Below are 24,460 nucleotides of genomic sequence, written 5' to 3' on the forward strand. Positions count from 1 at the left end.
AATGTCTTTCATGTTGTCTGAATATGATCCGTACAAGTCATCAATACCATAATCAATGTCTAAGTCATCTGCATATTCATTCTCGTACTTGAGATAGTTGTATGCCATTTCTGCATCAGCGTTGAAGGCTGTTAATACACCTTTCTTGTAGTCTTGTTTGATGTCTGATAAGTGTTCAAATAATTCATCGTCTATTTCGGCTTCTTCAACTGACCTACCGTTATATAAACCTGTTTGTAAGATCTTGGATTTTACGATGTTGTTGTACTCTTTTTTTGATAATTTTTTCATTCCTAGTCCTAGTTAATCTTAAAGGGAATGTTGAGTTCCCTCGCCCTTTTGAGTATTGCTTCAGCTTCTTCAGCGTTAATGAAATACTCAGTATGTGTATGTTCTTTCTTTTTGTGGTCTTTATATTTGATGATGCGTTTTGATGGGATTCTTTCAGGATAAATCTCTTCCAATAGGCTATGTACCTGGTCCTTGTCCATCTCAGTAAGCATTGATAAATCGTAGGTTGAAAGGAACTGATCTAGTTCCTCCCATGCTCCCTTAAACTTATTCAAAATCACTTGATTCAAGCTCTACTTTCAGTTTACGTGCTAACCAAACTAAGCCTTTACCTGTCACTCGTACTTGAGTTCCATAATTTGAAGCAACAAGTTTTAAATGGTTACGGTCATGTGCAGCAAATGGTTTGTAAGTTGCTGAAGTTTTTCCATATATCCATCCGTTAGCTAATAGCCAATCAGTAAGATCTTTAGGACGCATTTTAAGAAGTTTAGCTGTATCTCTTATGGTGTATGTGTTGTCACGATTAGCAATGATGTCATACACATCTGCTTTAGGCTGAATCACTTCAATTACTTGTTGTTGTTGAGCTACTTGTAAAGCTAGTTGCTCTTTCTGCTCTTCTGCTTCAATTAAGAACTGTAAAGCTTCTTTGAAATTACTTGGTAGTTTTGGTTGAAGTACCATCTGTTCCATTGCTGTCATACGATCATAGATTTCTGCTTGTAAGTCATAGCTGTACGACATTGCCATTAAACAAGCTTCACGTTTTTGGAAGACATAACATGGATAAGTCTGTTTGTTTTGTGGGTGAGTATAGGTGTCAGAAAAATTTCTGCTACCCTCTTCTCCTAAAACTTCAGGTACTTTACGCATGAAATCTGAGTGAGCTAAAACAGTATTATTTCCGTTAGCTTGTCTGTGGTTATTAATAAACTCTACAATTTCCAAGCTTGTCATAGTTGGTACAGTATTAGCTGTAATAATAGCTGTATTAAATGGAGTAGAATTTTGAGTTTGTAATGATAATGAAGTCATAATTTATATCCTTTGAATAAAATAATTTTGAGTCCGCTTATAATCCTATTTGGATGCAGACTTAATATTTTGAGTTGTGTTTTGTTTATAGTCAGAGAGGTTTTTAAATATGGGTTGACTATGCCCCACTAATGTTCTTATTGTTTTCTTTATGTTGAGAAGTATATCAAAATAAAAATAGTATTGCAACACCTGATAAAATATGATAGTGAATCATAAAAATAGCAAGTAAACATTGGATAAAATAAAATTATTTGATCTTAATAACCAATAATCCATTTTCACCTTTAAATTTTGTTGGTTTTAAATCATACCAATCAAATAAATCTTTTGCTTTTGGAGTTCTATTAATTTCTAAAGCTTCATAGATTGTTCTTAATCTCTCTTTTGCTTCAGCGTTAGAAATAAAATCACTTAAACGTAGAGCTAATCTAGTCTGGATAGTGCGTTTATTGTCTGTAGCAGCAAATTGGGCTTCATACAGTTCATCAATATCTTTATTTCTATAGCGCAATGCTTTGATCTTTTCAGGTCCAAGAGCATCATAGTATTTAGCAAATTTCTTATTTCGAGCATCAATCAAGGCAACGATTTGATCATCTTGCTTCTCTTTAGCAGAAACGTACTCTTCCATCGTTTCACTAAAACTTTGATAACCACTCAAGAGCTTAGACATACCTGAGATTGGGCTAGTAAATTGAACCTGTTTTGATTCATCAGTTAATAGCTCACGGAATGAAGCTGAATAACCTGAAGCGTTATGATCAACGCCTTCAACATCACGTACTACATACGTTGCTTCCATAGCTTCAAAAGATTGAAGTTCTGATTTTAAAGCAACATCAGATACATAGAATTGTTTGGTTTCATCGTTTAAGAAAATGTATGGGTCTTTACCGATACTGTCTAAAAGTGCTTTTACAACAGCAGGCTTATCTTTATTGGTAGGACTATTCAAAGCTTCAAGTAAATCATTTGAGCCTTTAATCTTAGTCAGAACATTTGATTGCCATTCTTCCTTAGTGCAACTTGCAACTTCAGGAACATTGCTCAATAAAATATTGATAGATTCGTTATATTGGCTGTCTCTTAAACGACCACAAATTTGAGGTACAAGGACTGCAAAATCAATCTTGGTATAATCACGTAAACCATTAATGATGATGTAGGTTTTACCATGCTCATCATAAATATCAGCACCTTCAAACATTGTAGAGGTATAGAAGTTCAGCTTACCTACTGGCTTTTCTACAACATCGTCAACTAATCCCCATGCACCTAATTTAGTATCTAATTTCTTTTCATTACGAGCAGACTTAGAACAAATCAATCGGATCTCATCACGATTAAAAACAGGCTTTCCATCAGTACCAACAATCTTGCTTAACCACTCCATAACTTGAGTGATTTCTTTGACACTGTTATAAAAAATATGTGCGTTGCCTTCTTCACGACCAAGTAAGAAGCTCAAACATAAATTAAATAAGGCATTGTTGATACTTACACCTTTATCTAATCTTTGTAGGTTAAATTTAACAGCTCTTACATTATCCCATTCAATTGTACACAGAGGTAAATGTCCAATCAGATCAGGGAAATATTCACGTTTAGTTGGTGTAGCTGTCAAAAATACATACGATGCAAACTTACTGTAGTTATGCAGAATGAACTCGCATTTAGGGGCTTTGAATGAACCTAAATTAACAAGGGTGTGCGCTTCATCAACGAGTAGCTTGAACTCACCTGGAACAAAACCTTTAATTTTCATCAAGGCAGGGAGTGAATCAAATGTGCAGATAATCTTTCTTGGCTTTGAACGATCTGCTAATTGTTCAGAAATCTCAGCATCATTATCAGTCCATTCACCACCACGCTTAATGATATTGATATGGTCTAGGTGATCGTTATCAGCAACTTTAGATTTGAGTAAATTAACGTATGGTACTAATACCACATAATCAACGTCATTTCTTAAAACAAGCGTTGTACCGCCACAGCCAGTAATTTGTTTATTTATATAGCAATTTTCAGGAAAGTCTTTAATAAGATCTGAAAGGCGTTTAGAAGAGTCGCCTGCTTTGATTGTAATTGTGTTTTCTTGAGTGTTTTGCTCGATACTTACGGCATCGTCAATGATTAAATCTTGTAATTCCATTATTGGGTGTACCTAAATAGGTCTTATATTTTCATGTCATTTATATATGTTTAAGCAGTTAGAGGGTGCTTATCCCCTGTTTCGGATATTGTATAAAATCTCAATACCAATGTCAACTATTTTTTTTGACATTAAATTATTGTAAATAATATATAAGTTATTGATATTTATATAAAGTAAAATAAATGATCATCTAATAAATTTAGCATTTCTATACGAGAAATAGAGCTTTTTTAGAAAAAAATAGACAGAAAAATTTCCCTAATCAAACATCGGATACACAGCTACAATTAAAAAATAAGGTGCGTTATTCACGCCAACAAATAGTTTCAATTATCTGATACCATCATGGGCGTGATACTTTGATCTGACGTTGCTCTGTTTCTATAGTGACTCGATTTAGATGTTGGTTGTTCGCAACAACAGCTCAAAGTTTAAATTTAAAAGAGTCTAAAAATTAAAAAGATGTTCTAAAAAAATTAGACAGTGTATAAAATCTAAAATAAGCATATAAGTATTGGGTTTTTAAGTGGTTTTATAAATAAAATTGTCTAATTTTTTTGACATTTCTGCATTACTATTACAAGTAGGGTAATGGAAAAGTAGAAGTTATCAACAGATATGAATTTATTGTTTCTTGTTTTTAAAGAATAAAAGGATTAAGCAATAAATAACCATTCAATCTAAAGCTCTAAGGAGCTTCAGATCTCATTCCATTCTAATAGTATTCAGTGATAAGACCAGAAACAGAACTGACGTTCCGTTCCTACTCTTATGCAAAGCCACTGAAACCACATTTAATAAATTAGAAGTAACAAGCTAAAACCATATTTGTATCCTATCGGACACAAACATGACTTTACCTTTAACAGTCAGTAAGCAATCTTTAATCTGTATCCGTACCTTAACAGGCACGTATCCATCTTCAACATTGAACTGACTGCCCTGCCATCTTGTTTTCTTTCAATACCAATCAGATATAAGAATAGAATTAACTATATTTCTTATTTAATAAGTTAATAAATAATTAATTAAAAATAGTTTTAAATAGAATTGGTATTCGTTTCTGTCAGATCTGGTATCTGTAACATTCAATCTTCTATACTCCTTATCAGTCGTATAGTAGCTTTCATTAACAGTCAGATAATCAATCTATTTCGTACTTCGTACTCACATCTTGAACTGACTGCCCTACTATCTAGTTTTGATTTTGTTTATTTCTAATACCATTTAAGATATGTCGTATTCCAATTCAAGAATTTTGTCAGTATGAAAAAGATTACTTTACTATTTAGTTTGATTTGTATTGGAACTACATCTTATTCAGAATCAGTATATGAACTAGCACAAGCTCATTGTAAAAAAGCAGAAACAGTAGCAGCAACAGCTCAAACTTATAGACAATTAGGTATGAAAGCTTCTGAAGCTACAGATAAGTTACTATCTATCACTTCTAAGATTACTGATCAATCAGTCAGAGACAGAGAAGAAAAGCAGATCTTTTTTATTGTTCAAGATGCTTATCTGGTATCTGTATACCCTACTCAAGAACTGAAAAAACAGGCTATATCTGAATTTGAACAACGTCACTATCTAGCTTGTAGCCAATCATTCCAAAATAAAATTAATTCTCAAGAAAAAAGTGTTCTTTTACTTAATGGGTCAATAAACTCTGAGTTTTTAAAATAGCCTATGTAGAATAGGTACTCATATTCCTAAAAGTTATAGAGGTTGACAAGACATATTAAATTATGTTATAAGTACATCTACTTTCTATAAATAAAAGTTATATGAAAGCAACAATAAACAGCATCTTATAAGAATAAAAAAGAGATCAATCAATGTATTCAGTATTCAACATCTACCAAGCTGACAAGCTAGTCCTATCTATTTATCATGATCTAATCCCAGAATTTACAGATACAACCAAACTAAAACTTATCTTCAACTCCCCTACTATTCCAATCAGTCTATTTGAATCGTATTTCAAGTCTCCTGAACTGTTTTCTATCATCACCTACAAGAAAGGTATTTATAACGCCCTAGAAGCTTCAGAGATCGTACAGGAACAATCAAAACTAATAGGTACAGACAAACCTTCCATTAAAAATAAAACCTCTAAAGATAGAGCTATTAAACCTACATCAGTTCCTAAAAAGACACGTGCTAAAAAGGCTGTAAATAATGAAGATTAAGGGTTGCAAACGACAGTCCTTCCTAGATCAAGCAGTATTAAATGGTGGTCAACCGATCTTTTACCTAATCAAATGTTGGGATAAGGAAGAGACTTTCTACAAACTTGGTATCACAGTTAATAATATTTTAACTAGATACGGCTCAGTCCGTTCAATGCCCTATTTCTGGGAGATCCTACTGGAACTACCTGGTACAGCAGAAGAAGTCTATGACATGGAAGTAGCATTCAAAAAAGAAATGAACGAATTTCACTATAAGCCAAAAATGTCATTTAACGGCTCAACAACAGAATGCTATACTCAACTATCAGAAGCATTACAAGAACTTATCCAATGAAAAATAGAATCGTTTTATTCTTATTAACAATATTTTTTGTGGTTCAAGCTAATGCCAATTCTCCACTATATCTAAATTATCTTCCGTATTCAGATACTAAAAAGCATGGAGATATAAAAGATAATACGTACTATGAAGCTCCTATTTTGACAAGTAAGGAACAAGCTGAATATTTAAAGCTTATTAATGGTTGGTTAGCAGGTAAATTTTCAACAGATATGCTAAATCCAAGTACATCTGAGCTTCAGAAAAAAATGTTAATATGTAATAGAAATATTGAGATAAGAACATGGATTGACCTAATAAAAAAGAATCCACAATATTTCAGTCAACATATTACATCAATGCTTGAAAAAGAGATTGTAAAAAACAAAGCTGCAATGGGTATGAGCTGTGACAAAGTATTTGAAAGCCAACTTAAAATACTAGATCAGGAATGGAAGGATATGCATAGATGAAACTAAGAACTGCCCTACTCGCTCTTATAGCCATATCTAGTATCTCAACAGCTCAAGCTAAACCTCCTAAAGTCCAAACTTTCGTAAAGCAATATGAGACAGAAGAGCAGTATAAAGAAGCATACAAAGAAGCTAAAAAGTCATTCGACTATTACAATTCAGGCTTATATGTAAACGAACCTGAACGCTTATCAGAAAATAGAAAGAGCTATTGTGAATGGGTAGATGACAGATACGCTTTATACGATATGACAGTGCTTAATAACAAATTCCCTTCAGGTCTAAGTGATCAGATGGAGCAAAGATCTAGTAGACAACATGAAGGTCAAGGTGTGGATAGAGAAGTATTAAAGGTAATGTGCTATCCAAAAATGAAAGTGTTGAATAATGATAACTGGTGGGTAGAACCATAAAACACTATATGTAGTGTCATTATCATAGATAGCATACTATATATAGTATTCAGCTATTGACAAACATCAATTTTTCTGATATAGTTCACATTACTTATTCAGAACGACTTAGGCTGAGTAAGATGTAATGATAAGAACAAAACTAGGTCAGTCATTTATATATCCTTTATTTCCCCCTTCAACAAACAGCTTATTTAGGTAGGCTGTTCGATCCCCTTTTAGCTCAGTTTAGTTTTTCTCTTTCTATCCTGAGCTATCTTTAATAGAGCTATTAATAAAGCCATTAATATAAAAACAATAAACAAGATCTGTATTTAAAACAGACATTTAACCTTTTAAAAAAGAGACTATCTAATACCTATAAATACAAAGACTACAGTACAACAATAACAAGAACTAAAGAAAAGACTGCATAGATCCAAGTGCTAGATAAAGAATTAGATTGCCCTTCTATATACCTATGTACGCACGTACACGCACACGCATTTTGCAACATTGGATGCCACGTATCTTTTAGAACAAAGAGACAGTAAGACGCACCTAGACAAGCGTTCAGGATCTTGGCTTTGCTCAAGACAAACAGCTTCATCGTTTGGCTTGATCCGAAGGACAAGAAGCCTGCATAAACGCCCAACAACAGAACAATAAAATAATTAAAGGAACAACAATCATGGGATCTAAACCGAAGGTTCAGAAACAAGATTCGCCAGAAGAGATTGAACGTAAAGCTAAAGAACTGGCTCAGAAAGAAGCGAATGAAAATACAGCATCAAGACGTAAATACAAACAAAGCTCTGTACTTGGTGGCTTACTTGGCAAGAACACAGTAATCAGCAACCTATACAACCAGGTCAATAATACTGGCAGCAACAATTCGAGTAATACGAAAACAGGGACTTAAAGATTAGATGAAGGCACAACAAATCCTAAAACGCCTGAGTCAACTTAAATCTGAGCGTGTAAAGCATGAAACAACCTGGCGTGACTGCTATAAATATTGCGCTCCTGAACGTCAACAAAGCTTTCAAGACGTAACAGCATCAGGACTAGAACAAGAACGTAAAACAGCAAGAAATGAGTTATACGACACAACAGCATGTGAAGGTATTCAACTCTTAGTATCAAGCGTATATAGCGGTACAACATCTCCTGTTAGCTTATGGTTCAAGTCAGTACCAAGTGGCGTAGATACTCCTTCCCAACTCACAGAAGGCGAACAGTGGCTTGATATGGTCGATAACTTTATCTTCCGTAACATTCACAGCTCGAACTTTGATAGTGAAGTTGTAGACTATCTGACAGATCTTATTGTTGCAGGATGGGCAGTTTTATTTATTGATACGCACCGTGATAAAGGTGGTTTTATATTTAATACCTGGAACATTGGTAACTGTTACATCAGCTCAACTCAAGCCAATGGCATGATCGACACAATCTACAGGGAATTTGAGCTTTCAGCAGAGCAGATCGTTACTGAGTTTGGCATTGATAACGTCAGCGATAAGATCAAAGCAGCAGTAGAAAAGAAGCCAGATCAGAAGTTCACATTAGTACAGGCAATCTTCCCTAGAGACAAACAATACGTTAAAGGTGATGAAGGTAAACGTGTAGCAACAGCTATGCCCTTCGCTTCTTATACGATTGAAGCTCAATCAAAACATATCCTAAAAGAATCAGGTTTTGAAGAATTTCCTTGTGTCGTCAGTAGATTTAGAAAGATCCCTGAATCTCCGTATGGCTTGGGCATGGCGAGTATGGTTCTAGCAGATGTGAAGACTACTAACCAACTCATGAAGCTCTCATTACAAACAGCAGAATTAAATCTAGGCGGTTTGTGGATGGCTGCACATGATGGCGTTGTAAACCCTAATACACTTCGTATTCGACCTAATGCAATCATAGCTGTTAACTCTATTGATAACTCTATTAAACGATTAGATACAGGATCAGCAACGGTAGGTATGGGCTTAGACTTCTTACAACATTTCCAAGCTAAGATTAAACGTACTTTGATGTCAGATCAGCTTACACCACAAGGTTCAGCTCCGTTGACTGCCACGGAAATACAAGCAAGAGTAAACGTATATCGCAATCAGCTCGGCTCAATCTTCTCTCGTATGCAGTCCGAATATCTACAAGTGTTACTAGAACGTACATGGGGATTGGCTATGAGGTCAGGAATGCTTCCTCCTGCGCCTGAAGAGCTTATGCAAGCTTCACGTATATCTTTTAACTTCATCAACCCTATGGCTGCATCACAAAAACTTGAATGGGTAACATCAACTCAAGAGCTGATGATGAATGTAGGTCAGATGGCAACGATTGATCAGACTGTACTGGATAATCTTAACCTGGATGCAATGGTTCAAATCATGGCAGATGGCTTAAACGTGCCTAAAGAAGCAATTCGTACTGAAGATGAAATAGCAGAACTGAGACAGCTTAAACAAGAACAACAACAAGCAATGCAGCAACAACAGCAACAGCAAGCAGTAATGTCAGAAGTAGGATCAACAGCTATGGACATAGCAAAAGATCAAGCTAAACAGATGACACCAGAAGAGCTAGGAGCAATGCTTGAACAGTAATAAATATCACAGAGTCTTTACAAGTGAAGAAGGAATACAGGTACTAGATGAACTCATTACTTTATTCCACGTACCACTAGCATTTGATAAAGACTCAGCAACTCAGACAGCCTTTAATCTAGGAAAGCAGGATGTAATCAACTTCATCTTGGCTCGTATTAAAGAAGCAGAACAACCGAAGTAATAAGAATAAAAAAGAGAATAAACAATGACAGACAACTTAGAACAACCACAAATTAATGAACAAGATACAGTCTTAAGCACAGCTAATGATAGCTCTATTGATACAAGTATTCCTGAAAAGTTCAAAGTAGTAACAGAAGATGGTGCAGTAGACTATAAAGCTACAGTAGCAAAGATGAATGAAAGCTACAGCTACCTTGAGAAGAAAGTCGGAACTGGTGAAGTAGCTCCTAAATCGGCAGATGAATATAAGATTGAACGTGAAGACTTTAACTTTGAAGACTTCAAAGCAGATGAATCAAATAAACAATTTCTAGCTGAAGCTCACAAGCATGGGATCACAAACAAACAACTCGACTTCCTTTTGAATGAGTATGACAAACGTGCAGTAGATCTAGTATCTAATAGTTCTCAATTTGATACAGACTCAACTATCCAGTCGCTTCAATCTGAATGGGGCAACAATTATGAATCGAATATCTTTTCAGCTATTCGAGCAGCTAAATCAGCAGGCTTAACAGAAGATCAGATCAATGATCCTAGTATTGGAAATAATGTAGCAGTAATTAAAGCTCTTGCTTATTTCGGTTCACAGATTGCAGAAGACAAGCCAATCAATAACGGCACATCAGTTAGTACAGACATCAATTCCTTAATGCGTAGCGAAGCCTTTTTCGATTCAAAGCACCCAAACCATAAAGCTGTGAAAGCTCAGATTGATTCGTATTACGACAGCCTAAGACGATAACAAATAGCTCCTGAAGTGGCGTTCAGATAAAGCTTCAAGCCATACAGTCCTTGTGTAGAGCATGTGACTGTATCACTTCTTATCAGCCCGATATGGATAACTGAAACAACAACAAGCTCTACAAACACAACAATATAAATAGGGCTAATAATAGCTCTAACAATAAATCTAAATAATAAAAACAAGGACAATAAAAACAATGTCATATAACACTATTGATAGTGTGTTTGTTAAGCAGTATGCAGACACATATTTAGCTCTATTAGAGCAGAAAGAATCAAAACTATTATCAACAGTAACCAATATCGGTTCAGTCACAGGTACTTCCTGGACTCTTAATGAGATGGGTACTTTAGGTGATGAGTTTAATACCTTAACTCGCTTCGGTGAGACACAATATACAGACGCTTCATTTGCTTCTCGTTTAGGCACACTAAATGACTTCCCGAACTTCACACGTTTGGCAATTCAGGACCTCTACAAGCTCAAGGCTCAACCACAAGATCAACTATTACAACGCTTACATTCAAAATGGAATAGGAAGGTCGATAAGGTTGTATATAACGCTTTGTTAGGTACAGTTGCTCGTAAAGAAGTTGGTGCAGATACTTATACAAACGTAGCTCTTCCTGCTACTCAGATCTTAGGTGATGCAACAGCTCCAATCACTAAACAACTTCTCATCGACATCCGTACTAAGTTTATGGAAAACGAATGCGAAGAAGACATCTATGTGACATACAATGCCGATTTATTAAATACTTTGCTTGCCGATACCACTTTGACTAGCGCAGATTATTTGGCTGGTCAAATGTTACAGCGTGGTGAGATCAGTAACTTCTTAGGCTTTAATTGGGTTCATTACGAAGGTATTCGTTCAGCAGATGGCTTATCAGCTACAGGAGTTGCTTATACCAAATCAGCAGTTGAAGTAGCGACTAACTCAATTTCTCCATTGAAGATCGTAGAAGTAGAGACTGCTAACCGTTTCCATAGTATTGGGCACGTAGAGGCGATTGGTGCTGTTCGTAGTGATGAGAAGAAAGTAGTAGCTTTCAAATTCAAAGTTTAATAGCTGTATTAATACAGTTATAATAAAAATAAAAGCTCCTTATCTGTAGCAGGGTAGGGGGCTTTCAATACCTAATAATAACAATAACTAAGGACGCTACATGACAACAAAAATTGATATATGCAATCAAGCTTTAAGCCTTATAGGGTCAGATAGCATTACAAGCTTCGATGATAAAACAAGTATAGCTAGACGTATGAAAGGACTGTATGACACATCACGTAAAGCGTTACTTAGACTCCACCCATTTAACTTCGCAACCAAGCGAATCAAATTAACTCCATTAACACTTAAACCAGACTTTGGTTATGAGTATCAATACCAACTTCCAAACGACCTAATCAGAATCATTTCAGCTAATACTGAAGACTATGTATTAGAAACAGACAAACTACTAACAAATGATTCAGCTATCGAACTGATTTATGTATTCGACAATACAAACGAAGAGACGTTCGATCCACTATTTACAGAATGTCTAATCCTATATCTCGCATCTAAAGCAGCTAAACCAATTACAGGCTCACAAGGTGCAGGGGAGTCCTTCTATATCCAAGCTCAAGACCTAATTAAACAAGTTAAAGCTGTTCAGGCACAGGAAGTATTAAGCATCCAATTTTTTAAAGAAGACGACTACACATTAACGAGACGATATGGCTAAGATCAGTTTAATCAAAAACAACTTTACCAGTGGAGAACTCAGTCCGCTGATCTGGATGCGTACCGATCTAAACCAATTCAGAAATGGAGCTAAGTCAGTTGAGAATATGTTACCTATCATTGAAGGTGGTATTAAGAAAAGAGGTGGCACAAAACTGCTCAGAGTTGAACAGGATGCTATCAGAATCATTCCGTTCATTGTGAGTCATGGCAACAACTATCTTGTCGTATTCAAGCCTTACTCAATTAATATCCTTACAGCAGAAGGCACATTAGTTAAAACATTTACAACCCAGTACACAGCATCACAGATTAAAGACATCAACTATTGTCAGAGTCGCTATAACCTTTGGCTCGTACATGGAGATCATCCTGTATCCTGGATCAGATGTTCAGAAGACTTCACCAATTGGGCATTCGATAAGTTCACCTATTCAGTACCGCCATTAGAAGATACATATACTCCTGCATTACCGCTTAAATCTTCAGAAATAAACGTAGGCAAGACTACAACTCTAACGGCTTCAATGTATGCAGCTCACACAGCTAATAAACAATATACGGTAGGCGATATTTGTTATGTGTTTGGGCCTAACTGGACCATGAAATACTACAGATGTTTAGTAGATCACATGAACCAAGTACCTAAAGATGTATATGCAACGACAACAGATCCCGATACAGGCGAAGTTAGCTATACAGAAACAGTATATTGGCAGTCCATTACACCTGAAGAAGCTGTAGCTTTTAATGCTCAAACAGTTGGCAAATATATCTTCATCAATAGTGGTGTAGTACGTGTAGACCGTTTTATTTCAACAACTCAAGTATCAGGAGAGGTCCTAGTTAAGCTAAGTGCAAACATTGAAGCTATTGCTAGATCATGGACAATTAAAGAACCTATTTTTAACAATACATTTGGCTATCCAAGAGCAATAACATACTTCCAACAACGATTGGTATTAGCAGGGTCAAAAAAATATCCGAACTATATTTGGCTCAGTCGCACAGGAGACGAATCAAACTTCTTAACTACAACATTAGATGGCGATTCATTTACTGTAGCAGCATCATCCGAACAACTATCAAACGTCCTACATCTTAGTCAGAGTAGAGGTATTGTTGTTTTTTGTGGTGGATCAGAACTGACAATCAATGCTCAAGATTCACTGAGTCCAACAAATGCAAATATCCTGGAACATACAGCTTATGGAATTGTACCGACTATCAAGCCGATCAAAGTAGGATCTGAACTTCTGTTCGTACAACGTGGAGCAGAACGAATCCGAACCCTTGTTTATGACTATGCTCAAGATGGCTTGGTATCGAATGAGCTATCAGTATTAGCTTCACATCTTGGAGAAGAAGGAGCAGGCTTTAAAGAAATGACGTATCAGCAAGAACCTGATTCTGTTATTTGGCTTGTTATGAATAATGGAAAGTTAGCAACCCTAACCTTAGACAGAGAGCAGTCAGTTATAGCTTGGGCTAAACATGATATAGGTGGCAATGTGATTAGTATTACATCTCTACCTTCAACGACAGGTGCAGATAAAGTCTATTTCCTAGTCAATCGAAATGGCACATTACAAATTGAACAGTTACAGGAAGAGCTTCTACTTGATACAGCAATCCAGGCTACAGTAAACAGGTCAGATGATAAATGTACTGTAACTAATACTTTAATCGGTAAATTAGGCGATAACGTAGCAGCTTATTACAAAGATCCAGTGCATACCTATGCTGTACCAATTCTTAATAGAGTAGGAAATACCCTTCAGATCGAATGTGATGAGCAGGTAAATCAAATCTATATAGGTAGGAAGTTCACAGCTAGAGTTAGTCTATTGTCACCAGATATAAGCCAAGCTCCGACAACAACCAATCCATCACTATTCAAAGTCGATCATCTCAACCTATATATGTACAAGTCCATCAATCCAAAAGTGAACGGTGAAATTGTTGAACTCAAAGAATTTGATGAAGAAACATTAGATAAGCCAAAGCCATTTACAGGGCAACAAAGAATTGCTTTAGATGGATGGAACACATACGACAACTTCAAGCTTGTGATAGAACAAGATGAACCACTTCCATTTCATATAACAGCAACCGTATTAGAATTAAACATAAACGATAGATAAGAATGTATAGAGTAGAACACGCAAAAATTTTAGACATTCCTGAGCTGTTAGAGTTAGCAGTAGGGTTTTGGAATGAATCACCAACATACCAACAAAGACCAATCAATTTAAACAAGGTCAAGACTCAACTTCAGGCTTTAATCCTGTACCCATCACAAGGTTGTGTATTAGTAGTCAAAGATGACAATGACAAAATACTCGGTGGATTTTTAGGTGGACTACAAGAAGAGTGGCAGTCAGATAGCCTTATGGCTTTTGATTACTGTTTATTTGTTAGCTCTAATAATAGAGGTAGTAAAGTAGCTTATTTACTTATCAAAGCCTTTATTGAGTGGGCTAAAGAAGCAGGGGCAACATGGGTACAGTGTGGTACAGCAACTCAAATTAATACAGAAAGAACAATAAGCTTCTATCAAAAGTTTGGCTTCCAACATACAGGCTCATTCTTAGAGATGAAGCTGTAAACACATAATAAAAATAATAATGAGGTAAGTATGGCAGTAGCAGGAGCAGCAGCAGTCGCTTATTGGGCTGCAACAGCTTTAGCGGTGGCAGGCACAGCTTATAGTGCTTATAACGCCAGACAGATGGGTAAAGCACAAGCACAACAAGCTAATGAAAATGCAAAGATGGCTGAAGCACAGGGTCGTGTTGAAGCAGAACGTATTCGTGAACTTGGTAAGAAGCAAGCTAGTTCAGCAAGGGCTAAGATGGCAGCACAAGGATTAGATCTGAATGCTGAAAATACAGTTACGGAAGACATAGAAGAAGACATTGATTTGAATGCAACTAAAGATGCCTGGACAACTTTTTTCAATCGAAAGAATCAGGCAGGGCAGTTCAGAACAGATGCAGCTAATTACAAACTACAAGCACATCAAGCAACAGTGAGTGGCGTATTAAATACAGGCTCTACACTTCTATCTGCTTTTGGTAATGCACCTAAAGGCGGTGGCAAGACAACAACTCAGTCAGCTTCTAATATCAACTCCAATCAGTTGACGATGGATACAACCAGACTAAATTCTTCAGGGTGGGCATAAGATGGCTAGAATCCCTATGGGCAATTTTGGGAATGTGACACCACAAGCTCAACAAGGCAGAGTATTAGATAACGGAGCAGGACAAGTAGCTCAAGCAGTTGGTCAGTTAGCACAAGTTGGGCAACAGGTATCACTAAAAAAGCATAATGAACAGCTCAAGATCCAAGAAGAAAAAGAACAATACCAATTCAATATTGAAGCTTCTAAATATGGAGCTGAGTATCAAGATTACATTACTGAGACCAAGCAGAAATTAGTTACAGGGGAGCTAGACGAAAACTTAGCTAAAGCCTATTTAAGACAACGTGCAGATGAAATGAACGAAGCATATAGTCAAAGGCTACCTGAACATCATAGGGAAAAGTTCAATTACTACTCAGAGAAGATGTATAACGATTCTCAAGCCTTCATCAAGCCATTAGCTTATGAGACACAGAGACGTACTATTAATGCAGATTTTGAACAGGTAGGAGAAGCTACTCTTAAAATTGAGAATAGGGAACAAGCATTCGCTCTATATCAAGATACAGTCAACCGTAATCCTGTTTTAACTCCTGAACAGCGTACAGAGTCAATTCAGAAATGGAATGAACGTAGAGACTTGTCAGATGGTAAAGGTGTATTAGGTAGCTTAGAAGAGCAACAGGATATTAAAGCTCTACAAGAACTTCATAAGAATGTGGATACAGTCTTCCCACACATGAAAGTAGAGACCAGAGATGCCTATAAATCTAATATTGAATCAGCTATTTCTCGTATCCAGAAAGGACAGGAGATCAGAAATAAAGAACTTGATAAAGAACATGCTCAACTTACTAAAGACTTTGTAGCAGATGCTTATACAGGCTATCCATTATCTGAAAGTTTGGTCAATCAAACATTAGAAGCAGTTAAAGGTACTAAATACGAAGCTCAAGTTAGAGAAGCAATTGGACTCAATAAAGACGCTCAGAAGTTTAGAGATGCTTCACCAATTGAACAGGAACGAAGCATAGCAAGACTGACAGCAGAGTTAGAAAATAGTCCTCAAGAAGATGCTACAGCTCTTCAAAAGAAATTAGATGTATTCAAGTCTATCGCTGCAACTTCTAAACAACGTGCTAATGATGATCCTGTAGCTCAAGTCCAATCTCAAACAGGACATAAGCTTTATACAGTAACTCCTGAACAGATCGGATCTGGTCAAATTGATTTTAAGAAGGCTCAAGTAACAACAGAATTACTAGCTGAACAAAAGAAAGCAAATGGTGATGTAGGCTCATTGATCCAATGGAACAAGTCAGAACGTACAGCATTTAAAGATCGTTATTTTGAAGCTACTCCTAAACAGCAGAGAGCAATGTTATCTGATCTAACCAAGATGGCAGGAAAGAATAAAGAAGCTCAGAAAGAGTATTTCAGTCTCATTGGCGGTGACAAGAATGCTTATGACTATATGGGTATCGCAAAGCTCAATCAGTTAGATGTTACCTTACACAATACAAATATCAGAGCAGCAGAAGTTGCTTTAGAAGGTAAACAGATTCTTAATCAAGGACAAGCTTCCGTACTTGGTGCAGAGAAAGAATTTCATAACGCTATTCAATCTGAATTTGGCAATGCAACAGCTATTGGTACAAATGAACATCGAGCTTATCAAAACTTAGCTTACTCAATTTATCTAGGACTCGCTAAACGTGGTGAGAACATCATTAAACGTGATGATAAAGGTAATCCAATCATCAATAAGGAAATGGCTAAACAGGCTTTTGATATAGCAACAGGTGGAACGTATAAACAGAAGCTAGGCAAGAATACCAATCATATTTTTATGCCGTATGGCTTTACTCAAACAAGTTTTGAAGACCATATCCAAAACCATTTCAGAACACAGTATCGAAAAGAGACAGGCTACCTTCCACCAGACGAAGACATATTAAAGACACACGTAGTACAACCTGTACCTAATGCTACTGGATGGTTCATGTTCTTACAGCCTAACGGCAAAGTGATGAAGAATCCTAAAACAGCAAAACCGTACATTATGAGAATTTGGAAATAACAAGGAAAACACATGGGCTTATTAAGCGGTGAATTTACAAAACAAGACTTAGCGTTTGATGAAACGAAACTAACAGATCCTAAGAAGTTTAAGCGTGGTACGCTCTCAGACATCGGACTAGGTGCATTATCAGGTGGTGCTAAAGGTGTACTTTCAGTATCTAACGGTATCAGTCGATTTGTTGAAGGTGATGAAGTTGCAGATAAACGTATGCAACAGGTGAATGAAGCTTTTACTCCGCTTAATCAAGGCACAGCAGGACACATTACTTCAGGCATTACAGAAGTTGTTTCAGCAGGGGCAGTAGGCGCACCATTAGGACCTTATGGCATGGCTACTACAGTAGGACTCGGTACAAGAGCAACAGAACATACAAAACTGACTCAGCAACTTGGCGTAGATCAAGATACAGCAGATACAGCATCTAATATTTATGGAGCTACAAACGCTGCTTTAGCCTTTTTACCTGTATCTAATGTATTTAAAAAGTCATTAGTGGCTGACTATGCAGCTTTAGTTGTTGCACCTACAGCAGTAGGACAAGGTTTAACGTATGCAGAAGGAGCTTATTTAGATAGCAAGGGATATGAGAAACAAGGTCAGATGTATAAAGATATGGCTACAGATCCTAACGCTATTTTTATGAATATGGCTATTGGCTCTACTTTCTTTGCAGCAGGACGTTATATGAATGCTAAAGGGAATGCAGATCTACCTGAAGCAGAAGTACATAAAGCTGAAGCAGATTTCAATACGACAGTTGAACAGGCTCAGACAGATGCAGATGTATCTAGTATGCCTAATATTGCAGAAACAATAGATGATCTAGCTCAACATGAAGCTAATTTGAATCAAGCAATTGATCAGGTTATGAAAGGAGAGAAGGTCAATATATCTGAAGCTACAGGTGGCAAACTTAAAACACTAGATGACGTTAAAAAGCATATTCAAGCCAATCAAAAGAAACAGCCTACATTAGAAGAACTAACAGCTAAAGTAAGTGCTAACATCAGTGCTAGACTAGCTGCTAATAAGAATAATAGCTCTAATAATGAAGCTATTAAAATAGATATTAAAGCTCCTGTTTCCTCTAAAATGGATCAGCTAATTAAAGATACATATCAACTTGCACAAGCAGCAGGCTTTACTTCTGCCCAAGCTAGGGCATTAGTTGGAGAAGTAGGTAGGGAGAATGGATACAACCCTAATACTATGTTTGGCTTTCATACAGACGAAGCAAATAGCAAAAAGAATGGTGGTATCTTCAGTTGGCAAGGTAGTAGAGCTACAGCCTTAGAAGCTCACATGAGAGCTAAAGGATTAGTTAATGCAAACGGAACATTTAAACAGACCAATGAATCTTTACAGGCTCAATTCGAGTTTTTAAGAAAAGAGATAGAAGCTAATCCTAAATGGAAGGCTAACTTTTTGGATAAGAAAAACATTACCAATGATGAAGCAAGAGCAGCTTTAGGTGGTGCAGGGTCAGTTATTGGATGGGCTAGAGGACAGAACAAACTGTCTAGCGGTAAAGCTTTTGATTGGAAAGCACACGAAGCTAGAGCTAATAACTACTCAAATATGGTAGATGGACAGTCTACAAGACATATTTTTGAATCTGATACAGACACAACCATAGCAACAGAACAAGCTCCTATTAAACCTGAATCAAGCTATGAAGGAACGATAGATCGACTAGATTTAGATAACCTTCCACATGCAGATGAAACATTTATATCAGCCTATGACCTTAATGCTTTCCATCAAAAAGGAGCATGGAACGAAGTAGTAGGAGATCTGACAACAGAACAGCTTGATCTACCTAGTATGGTATTAGATAAAGATGGCAACTTAGTACCTGAAGCAGAAATAGACGTACCTAGACCTGTTCATAATCCTGAACTAGATCCTGATTTTGACAAGTTCTTAAATGAACTATTTGAAACGATTGAACAGACTCCAATTCCACATACAGCTAAAGGTGTCAGAGTTAAGGACGACATACTCAATCCAAACAATCAAGAGTTTAAGCCTGACTCAACAATTGCTACTGAATGGAAAGAACGTCAGAGATGGGAAGATAACAAGTACCAAAAAGAACTGACAAGATCCTACACAGATAAGGATGGCAACTTAGTTCAAGAGCTTCAATATCGTGGCTCGTATGTGCGTAGAACGGTGGACAGTGCGAATAAGACTGCTCAGATTCATGTAGGACGTTCAGGTAGAAGTGATTTTGTGGACCATAAAGGCAATAAAGAACTAGAAACAGCCTTAGATCGTATTTTTGATGAAGGTCGAGCATTCGGCTATCTCTCTCAGATCCCTAAAGGACAACAAACAATAGACAAGCTAGTCGCTAATCCTGATCTAGTTATCTCATCTAAAAAAACAGGTGAAGATCTGACAGCTCAACAATGGAAAGACAAGCTAATCCGTGAACAAGACAATATACAAATGATGGCTAAAGCAATGAGTACCTTAGCCAAGTGTGCATTAAAACAAGCATCATAATAATAAGAGAATTGAATGAAGAACGAATGTAGAACAGCCGTTGAAGGCGTATTAGGACGTAAACTGACAGATAAAGAAGCAGACTTGTTAGAACAACAATTCATTAAAGCTAGTCGTGAACTTCCGCAAGAAGACATCAAAGCCTGGAAGAGTATGTCAGACGAAGAACGTGCTGAAGCTATCGCTGACAGAGCAATTAAGAACTATACAGATCAGCACATTAAAGAAGTAACTAATCTGATCAATGATCTTGAGATCCGTGAAGCTTTAGAGCATGAACTGACTTCTCATTCAAAGCTCAACCCATTAGAAGCCCTGAATCGCAAACTTGTAATGTTCACAGATCAATCTGGTATCCAATCAGTTGAACACAATATTCAGGCAATTGAAGTTCGATACATGGGAGCTTTGGCAGACGTATTTTCCAAAACTCAAAAAGGCTTAGGCTATTTAATAGATGCAGATAAAGTAAAACTTCTAGTTAAAGAGATCTTTGGCAAGCCTTCAGGTGATGCAGAAATAGCAGGACTAGCTAAGTCAGTACAAGACACATTAGAACAGCTCAGACTCCACTATAACCGTTATGGCGGTGATATTAAGAAGCTTGCTAATTATGGTATTCCTCAATCTCATAGTCACTATAAAGTCATCAGTAAAGGTCAAGATGGATGGGTAGATTATACCTTTCCATTGGTAGACCGATCTAAATACAGACATGAAGCTAGTGGTAAGCTTATGAATGATGCTGAAGTTAAAGAAGTATTAAAAGCGGTTTACTCGACAATTAGTTCGGAAGGACATAACAAGGCTTCTGTACAGGCTCATGCTGTTCAATCAGAAACAGATCTTCCAGTTGGGATGAATATGCAAGCTCTTCATAAACATCATCGTGAGGTCCATTTTAAAGATGCGGATGCATGGGTGAAGTACCAAGAAGACTTTGGAGAAGTCAATTTCCATGACTTGCTCAGTAACCATATTCGTAGAATGAGTACCGAAATAGGCATGATGCAGACCTTTGGCTCGAACCCTGAAAAGCTGGTCAAAAATCTAGGACATGACTTGCTCAATAAGATGATGCAAGATCCAAAGTACGTTAAAGAGCATCGTAAGATTCAGAAACAAGCCAAGTTAATCAATAAGCACTATGACGAATTGGCAGGACAAGCTCTTCCAATTGACAGTAACTTAGCTCAAGTAGGCGGTATGTTAAGGAGTTGGACGACAGCTACCAAAATGGGTAGTGCTTTTATTACTGCATTTAGTGATCAGGCTACAATGAAACTAGCTTCTGAGATGCATGGTATCGCTTATACAAAAGTCTTCGGTAAACATATAAAACAGTTCAAGAATAAAGAAGAAAGAGACTTCGCTATCTCAATCGGACTTGGTGTAAGGGAAATGACGAATGCCCTTGTAAGGTTCGGTGATGACGATTTAGCATCTGCTTCAACCAAACTAGCTTCAGCTAATACCAAGACTCGTAAAGTAGCGAATGCAGTTATTAGAGCGTCTGGACTCAACCATATTACAGCTTCAGCTAAACGTGCTTTCGGTACAAGTCTTATGCACCATGTATCTAATCTGAACTCAGTTAAAGCTTGGGATCAGTTAGGACCTAAAGATAAGAAGATGCTAGAAGGTGGCGGTATCAAACAAGATGATTGGACGCTACTTCAACAGATCCAAAGAACTGAAGCTCCAACAGGAGAAAAGCTAGTCACCAATAAAGATATATTCAATGCTTCAGATGATGCAATCTTAGCTCATTACAACTTTGACAAGACAGGCTATACAGCTCAAGAACTTGCTGACCATGCTTTTCGATTAAAAGAAAAGTTTGCCAACAAGTATATGAATTATATCTACACTGAAACCAATGCTGCGGTACTTGAGGTCGGGGCAAGAGAAACTACATTCATGGGCTTAGGTCGTGAACGTGGCACAGTAGGTAATGAGTTAAGTCGCTTCTTCTGGCAGTTTAAACAATTTCCGCTGTCTGTCATTTTTCGCCAATATAGTCGTGGTATGGCTCAAGGTACACCACAAGAAAAGTTTGTATATTTTGCAAAGCTATTTGCTTATACAACTGTGATGGGTGCTTTAGTTGCTCAGATCCAAAACCTAACACAAGGTAAAGATTTAGATGATCCAACCACATTAGACTTCTATATGAAAGCTATTGTGAAAGGAGGTAGTGCTTCCTTTTTGGCAGATGCGATTTCAGCTACTTCAGATCCTACAGAACGTAGTATTAAAGACTTTATTATTCCTGCTGCGTTTAAAGATGTAATGTCAGTTGGAACAATGGTATCAGGAGCAGGAACAGCTTATCTATCAGAACGAGAATCAAGCTATGGAGCTGAAGCTGTAAATACAGTTAAGAACAATATACCTTTCCAAAATTTATGGTATTCGAGACTCGTATTTGACCGCTTAGTGATTGCAGAGATGCAGGAGCTATTCGATGAAGGCTACAGAGAACGCAAGCAACGTAGACAAGAAAACAATCACAATACAAGCTATTGGTGGGATCTAGACAACGAAAATATAGAGCTACCTGACATCAACATCAAAGAATAATAGAGCTATTAATAGAACTAAAATAATATGAGTAAAATAGAAGAATATAAATCAGAGCTAGTCCGTATTCAGGACATAGCTATATTAGACACAGTTGATCTAGTTGAACGTGCCAACGGTTGCGATAAAGAAACGAAAGTAGGTAGAGGTGATGCATTTTGGCTATATAAGTCTGCCAACCAAACTTTAGCTATTGCAGCACGTATCGAACAGCTACTTGAAAACCGTAACAAGATTCAAAACATCACAACAACAGAAGAAGAAGAAAAACAAAAAGAAGCTGAAGCTGAAAAGCTCCTTCAATCAGTTCGTAAAGAGCTGACTAAACGTAAAAAGGGTACTAAGAAGGATGGCAAAGAAGGCTAATACAGCTAACTTTGTTGAGTTCTATATGTTGTGGGGTCTAGTCAATGGTTGGCAGATCCCCGACTTCCATATAACAGTTTGTGAGTGGCTTGAAGACTTTGGCAACTTAGGTTTGCTTATGCTTCCTCGTGGTCATGCTAAGTCAACCATATTAGACGTATATAACGCTTACAGACTTTATAAGAATGCAGATGAATTAATACTGCATCAAGGAGCTACAGATCCCGATGCTTATAAATGTAGTCGTGGAACTCAACAGGTTTTAGAAAAACATCCCTTAACTTGGAATAAACAGAAAGCTAAGGGCGAAACACAGAAATGGTGGGTGCAAGGCTCTTCAGACGTTAAGCATGGTTCATTACATGCTAGAGGTATCTTATCCAACGTCACAGGCGCACGTTCTACATTCATTCAAAATGATGACGTAGAGACACCAACAACGACAGCTACTCCTGAATCAAGGGAAAAGCTTAGATACAGATTATCAGAACAGGTCCATATCCTTGTACCTGGTTCACAGCGTTTATTTATTGGAACTCCACACAGCTTTGACAGCTTATATACACAGATCCAAGAAGCAGGGGCTAACTGCTTAATCCTTCGCATGTTCCAACATGAAGCTCGCTTTACTTCAGGAGAACTAGAAGTCTCAATGACATTTAAACCTGAATATCTGTTTAGTGGTATTGGCACACAAGCCAAACTATTGAATGAGTATGACGATTATAAAGTTGAGAAGAGAGAACATGACTACCTAATCAAACTGACAGCTAAACATGGTTTGATAGATGCATATGCAGATGCGCTTTGGTCAGATCGTTTTACTCCTGAAGTGATGGAAGATCGTAGAAAGCAATGTAATACAGTCAACGAATGGGATTCTCAGTACCAATTACATGCAAAGCCTGTAGGTGAAATCAGATTAGATCCTGACAGACTCGTACCATATTCAGAAGAAGTAAGATGGCATAAAGCCAATGGACAGATTCAGATGCTCTTAGGAGACAAGAGGATTGTATCTGCAACTTTAAAACTAGATCCAAGTTCAGGAAAAACTAAATCAGATGTATCAGCAGTTGCTCTCGTTCTACAGGATGAGAACGGAAAACTATATTGGCATAGATCAGTAGCCTTAACAGGTGAAATAGCAGTTACAGATGACAAAGGACAGATTGTAGGTGGACAGGCTTATCAATTAGCCGACATCGTAGAAGAGTTTAAGTTACCTAATATCATTGTAGAAACAAACGGAATAGGTGGTCATGTACCTTCAATCCTGAGATCGGTATTTAAGAGACGTAATATCCATTGTGGTGTACGTGAGCTACATGAATCTCAAAACAAGAACAAACGTATTCTAGCAACACTTGAAGCTCCTTTACTCAGTGGATACCTACATGCTCACCAATCTGTTTTACAAGTGAATGGACAGGAAAGTCCTCAAGTGAAAGAGATGCGTTTATTTGATCCTTCAGTAACGAATAACAAGGATGACTATGTAGATAGTTTGGCAGGAGCTATATCAGCAGAGCCTATTCGTATCGGCACACATAACCATTACCCAACATACGACAGCAACAACAATTGGCAAGCTTCAAATCAATATGCAGAGATGAAACTTGACTTTTAAT

Annotated in this window: 22 protein-coding genes; 19 read left to right on the forward strand and 3 right to left on the reverse strand. The window is 37.1% G+C overall.

Features of this window, described 5'->3' with window-relative positions; all coding sequences use genetic code 11:
- The 3 genes from J502_RS10445 to J502_RS10460 all read right to left on the reverse strand — a co-directional run.
- Nucleotides 1–291, reverse strand: a 291-nt coding sequence (locus J502_RS10445; RefSeq protein WP_034684019.1) for a hypothetical protein, incomplete at its 3' end; no start/stop codon positions are given.
- 267 nt (nucleotides 292–558) lie between these two features.
- Nucleotides 559–1,329, reverse strand: a complete 771-nt coding sequence (locus tag J502_RS10455) for a phage antirepressor KilAC domain-containing protein (RefSeq protein WP_052026689.1) — start codon at nucleotides 1,327–1,329, stop codon at nucleotides 559–561.
- 250 nt (nucleotides 1,330–1,579) lie between these two features.
- The gene (locus J502_RS10460) at nucleotides 1,580–3,484 is read right to left on the reverse strand and encodes a DEAD/DEAH box helicase family protein (RefSeq protein WP_034684022.1); all 1,905 of its coding nucleotides are present in this window, start codon (nucleotides 3,482–3,484) and stop codon (nucleotides 1,580–1,582) included.
- A 1,269-nt stretch (nucleotides 3,485–4,753) separates the two neighbouring features.
- Between J502_RS10460 and J502_RS10465 the strand changes: the two genes are divergently transcribed.
- From J502_RS10465 to terL, 19 genes are all read left to right on the forward strand, one after another.
- Nucleotides 4,754–5,173: a hypothetical protein gene (locus tag J502_RS10465; protein ID WP_052026691.1), complete on the forward strand. Its 420-nt coding sequence runs from the start codon at nucleotides 4,754–4,756 to the stop codon at nucleotides 5,171–5,173.
- A gap of 152 nt (nucleotides 5,174–5,325) precedes the next feature.
- Nucleotides 5,326–5,679, forward strand: a complete 354-nt coding sequence (locus J502_RS10470; RefSeq protein WP_034684024.1) for a hypothetical protein — start codon at nucleotides 5,326–5,328, stop codon at nucleotides 5,677–5,679.
- Nucleotides 5,669–6,016 (forward strand): hypothetical protein, encoded by a 348-nt coding sequence (locus tag J502_RS10475; protein ID WP_034684025.1) that lies wholly within the window; start codon nucleotides 5,669–5,671, stop codon nucleotides 6,014–6,016. Before J502_RS10470 ends, J502_RS10475 begins: the two co-directional genes overlap by 11 nt.
- The gene (locus tag J502_RS10480) at nucleotides 6,013–6,474 is read left to right on the forward strand and encodes a hypothetical protein (protein WP_034684027.1); all 462 of its coding nucleotides are present in this window, start codon (nucleotides 6,013–6,015) and stop codon (nucleotides 6,472–6,474) included. Before J502_RS10475 ends, J502_RS10480 begins: the two co-directional genes overlap by 4 nt.
- Nucleotides 6,471–6,887 carry a hypothetical protein gene (locus tag J502_RS10485; RefSeq protein ID WP_034684029.1) on the forward strand — a complete coding sequence of 139 codons (417 nt, stop codon included), beginning with the start codon at nucleotides 6,471–6,473 and terminating at the stop codon, nucleotides 6,885–6,887. The genes J502_RS10480 and J502_RS10485 overlap by 4 nt, the downstream gene beginning before the upstream one ends.
- A 670-nt stretch (nucleotides 6,888–7,557) precedes the next feature.
- On the forward strand, nucleotides 7,558–7,788 hold the full coding sequence (locus tag J502_RS10490; protein ID WP_034684031.1) for a hypothetical protein: 231 nt from the start codon (nucleotides 7,558–7,560) through the stop codon (nucleotides 7,786–7,788).
- A 7-nt stretch (nucleotides 7,789–7,795) separates the two neighbouring features.
- Entirely contained in the window at nucleotides 7,796–9,475 is a 1,680-nt protein-coding gene (locus tag J502_RS10495) for a portal protein (RefSeq protein WP_034684033.1), read from the forward strand.
- Nucleotides 9,465–9,659 (forward strand): Bbp19 family protein, encoded by a 195-nt coding sequence (locus J502_RS10500; protein WP_034684034.1) that lies wholly within the window; start codon nucleotides 9,465–9,467, stop codon nucleotides 9,657–9,659. Before J502_RS10495 ends, J502_RS10500 begins: the two co-directional genes overlap by 11 nt.
- A gap of 24 nt (nucleotides 9,660–9,683) precedes the next feature.
- Nucleotides 9,684–10,406: a hypothetical protein gene (locus J502_RS10505; RefSeq protein WP_034684036.1), complete on the forward strand. Its 723-nt coding sequence runs from the start codon at nucleotides 9,684–9,686 to the stop codon at nucleotides 10,404–10,406.
- A gap of 199 nt (nucleotides 10,407–10,605) precedes the next feature.
- Nucleotides 10,606–11,478 carry a phage capsid protein gene (locus J502_RS10510; RefSeq protein ID WP_034684037.1) on the forward strand — a complete coding sequence of 291 codons (873 nt, stop codon included), beginning with the start codon at nucleotides 10,606–10,608 and terminating at the stop codon, nucleotides 11,476–11,478.
- Between the two features lie 100 nt (nucleotides 11,479–11,578).
- Nucleotides 11,579–12,139, forward strand: a complete 561-nt coding sequence (locus tag J502_RS10515; RefSeq protein WP_034684038.1) for a phage connector family protein — start codon at nucleotides 11,579–11,581, stop codon at nucleotides 12,137–12,139.
- Entirely contained in the window at nucleotides 12,132–14,282 is a 2,151-nt protein-coding gene (locus tag J502_RS10520; protein WP_034684040.1) for a phage nozzle protein, read from the forward strand. The genes J502_RS10515 and J502_RS10520 overlap by 8 nt, the downstream gene beginning before the upstream one ends.
- Before the next feature lie 2 nt (nucleotides 14,283–14,284).
- Nucleotides 14,285–14,746, forward strand: a complete 462-nt coding sequence (locus J502_RS10525; RefSeq protein ID WP_034684041.1) for a GNAT family N-acetyltransferase — start codon at nucleotides 14,285–14,287, stop codon at nucleotides 14,744–14,746.
- A 30-nt stretch (nucleotides 14,747–14,776) separates the two neighbouring features.
- Entirely contained in the window at nucleotides 14,777–15,325 is a 549-nt protein-coding gene (locus J502_RS16365; protein ID WP_052026693.1) for a hypothetical protein, read from the forward strand.
- Nucleotide 15,326: 1 nt separating this feature from the next.
- Complete coding sequence (locus J502_RS10535; RefSeq protein WP_034684044.1) at nucleotides 15,327–17,366, forward strand: hypothetical protein; 2,040 nt, start codon at nucleotides 15,327–15,329, stop codon at nucleotides 17,364–17,366.
- A gap of 12 nt (nucleotides 17,367–17,378) precedes the next feature.
- Nucleotides 17,379–19,880: a phage tail tip lysozyme gene (locus J502_RS10540; RefSeq protein ID WP_034684046.1), complete on the forward strand. Its 2,502-nt coding sequence runs from the start codon at nucleotides 17,379–17,381 to the stop codon at nucleotides 19,878–19,880.
- 15 nt (nucleotides 19,881–19,895) lie between these two features.
- Nucleotides 19,896–22,463 (forward strand): hypothetical protein, encoded by a 2,568-nt coding sequence (locus J502_RS10545; RefSeq protein WP_052026694.1) that lies wholly within the window; start codon nucleotides 19,896–19,898, stop codon nucleotides 22,461–22,463.
- A gap of 27 nt (nucleotides 22,464–22,490) precedes the next feature.
- Nucleotides 22,491–22,829, forward strand: a complete 339-nt coding sequence (locus J502_RS10550; protein WP_033107769.1) for a hypothetical protein — start codon at nucleotides 22,491–22,493, stop codon at nucleotides 22,827–22,829.
- Nucleotides 22,813–24,459: a phage terminase large subunit gene (gene terL / locus J502_RS10555; protein WP_052026695.1), complete on the forward strand. Its 1,647-nt coding sequence runs from the start codon at nucleotides 22,813–22,815 to the stop codon at nucleotides 24,457–24,459. Before J502_RS10550 ends, terL begins: the two co-directional genes overlap by 17 nt.
- Nucleotide 24,460 lies beyond the last annotated feature (1 nt).

Origin of the sequence: Acinetobacter sp. 1294596, assembly GCF_000582925.1 — a bacterium.
Taxonomy (GTDB): Bacteria; Pseudomonadota; Gammaproteobacteria; order Pseudomonadales; family Moraxellaceae; genus Acinetobacter; species Acinetobacter radioresistens.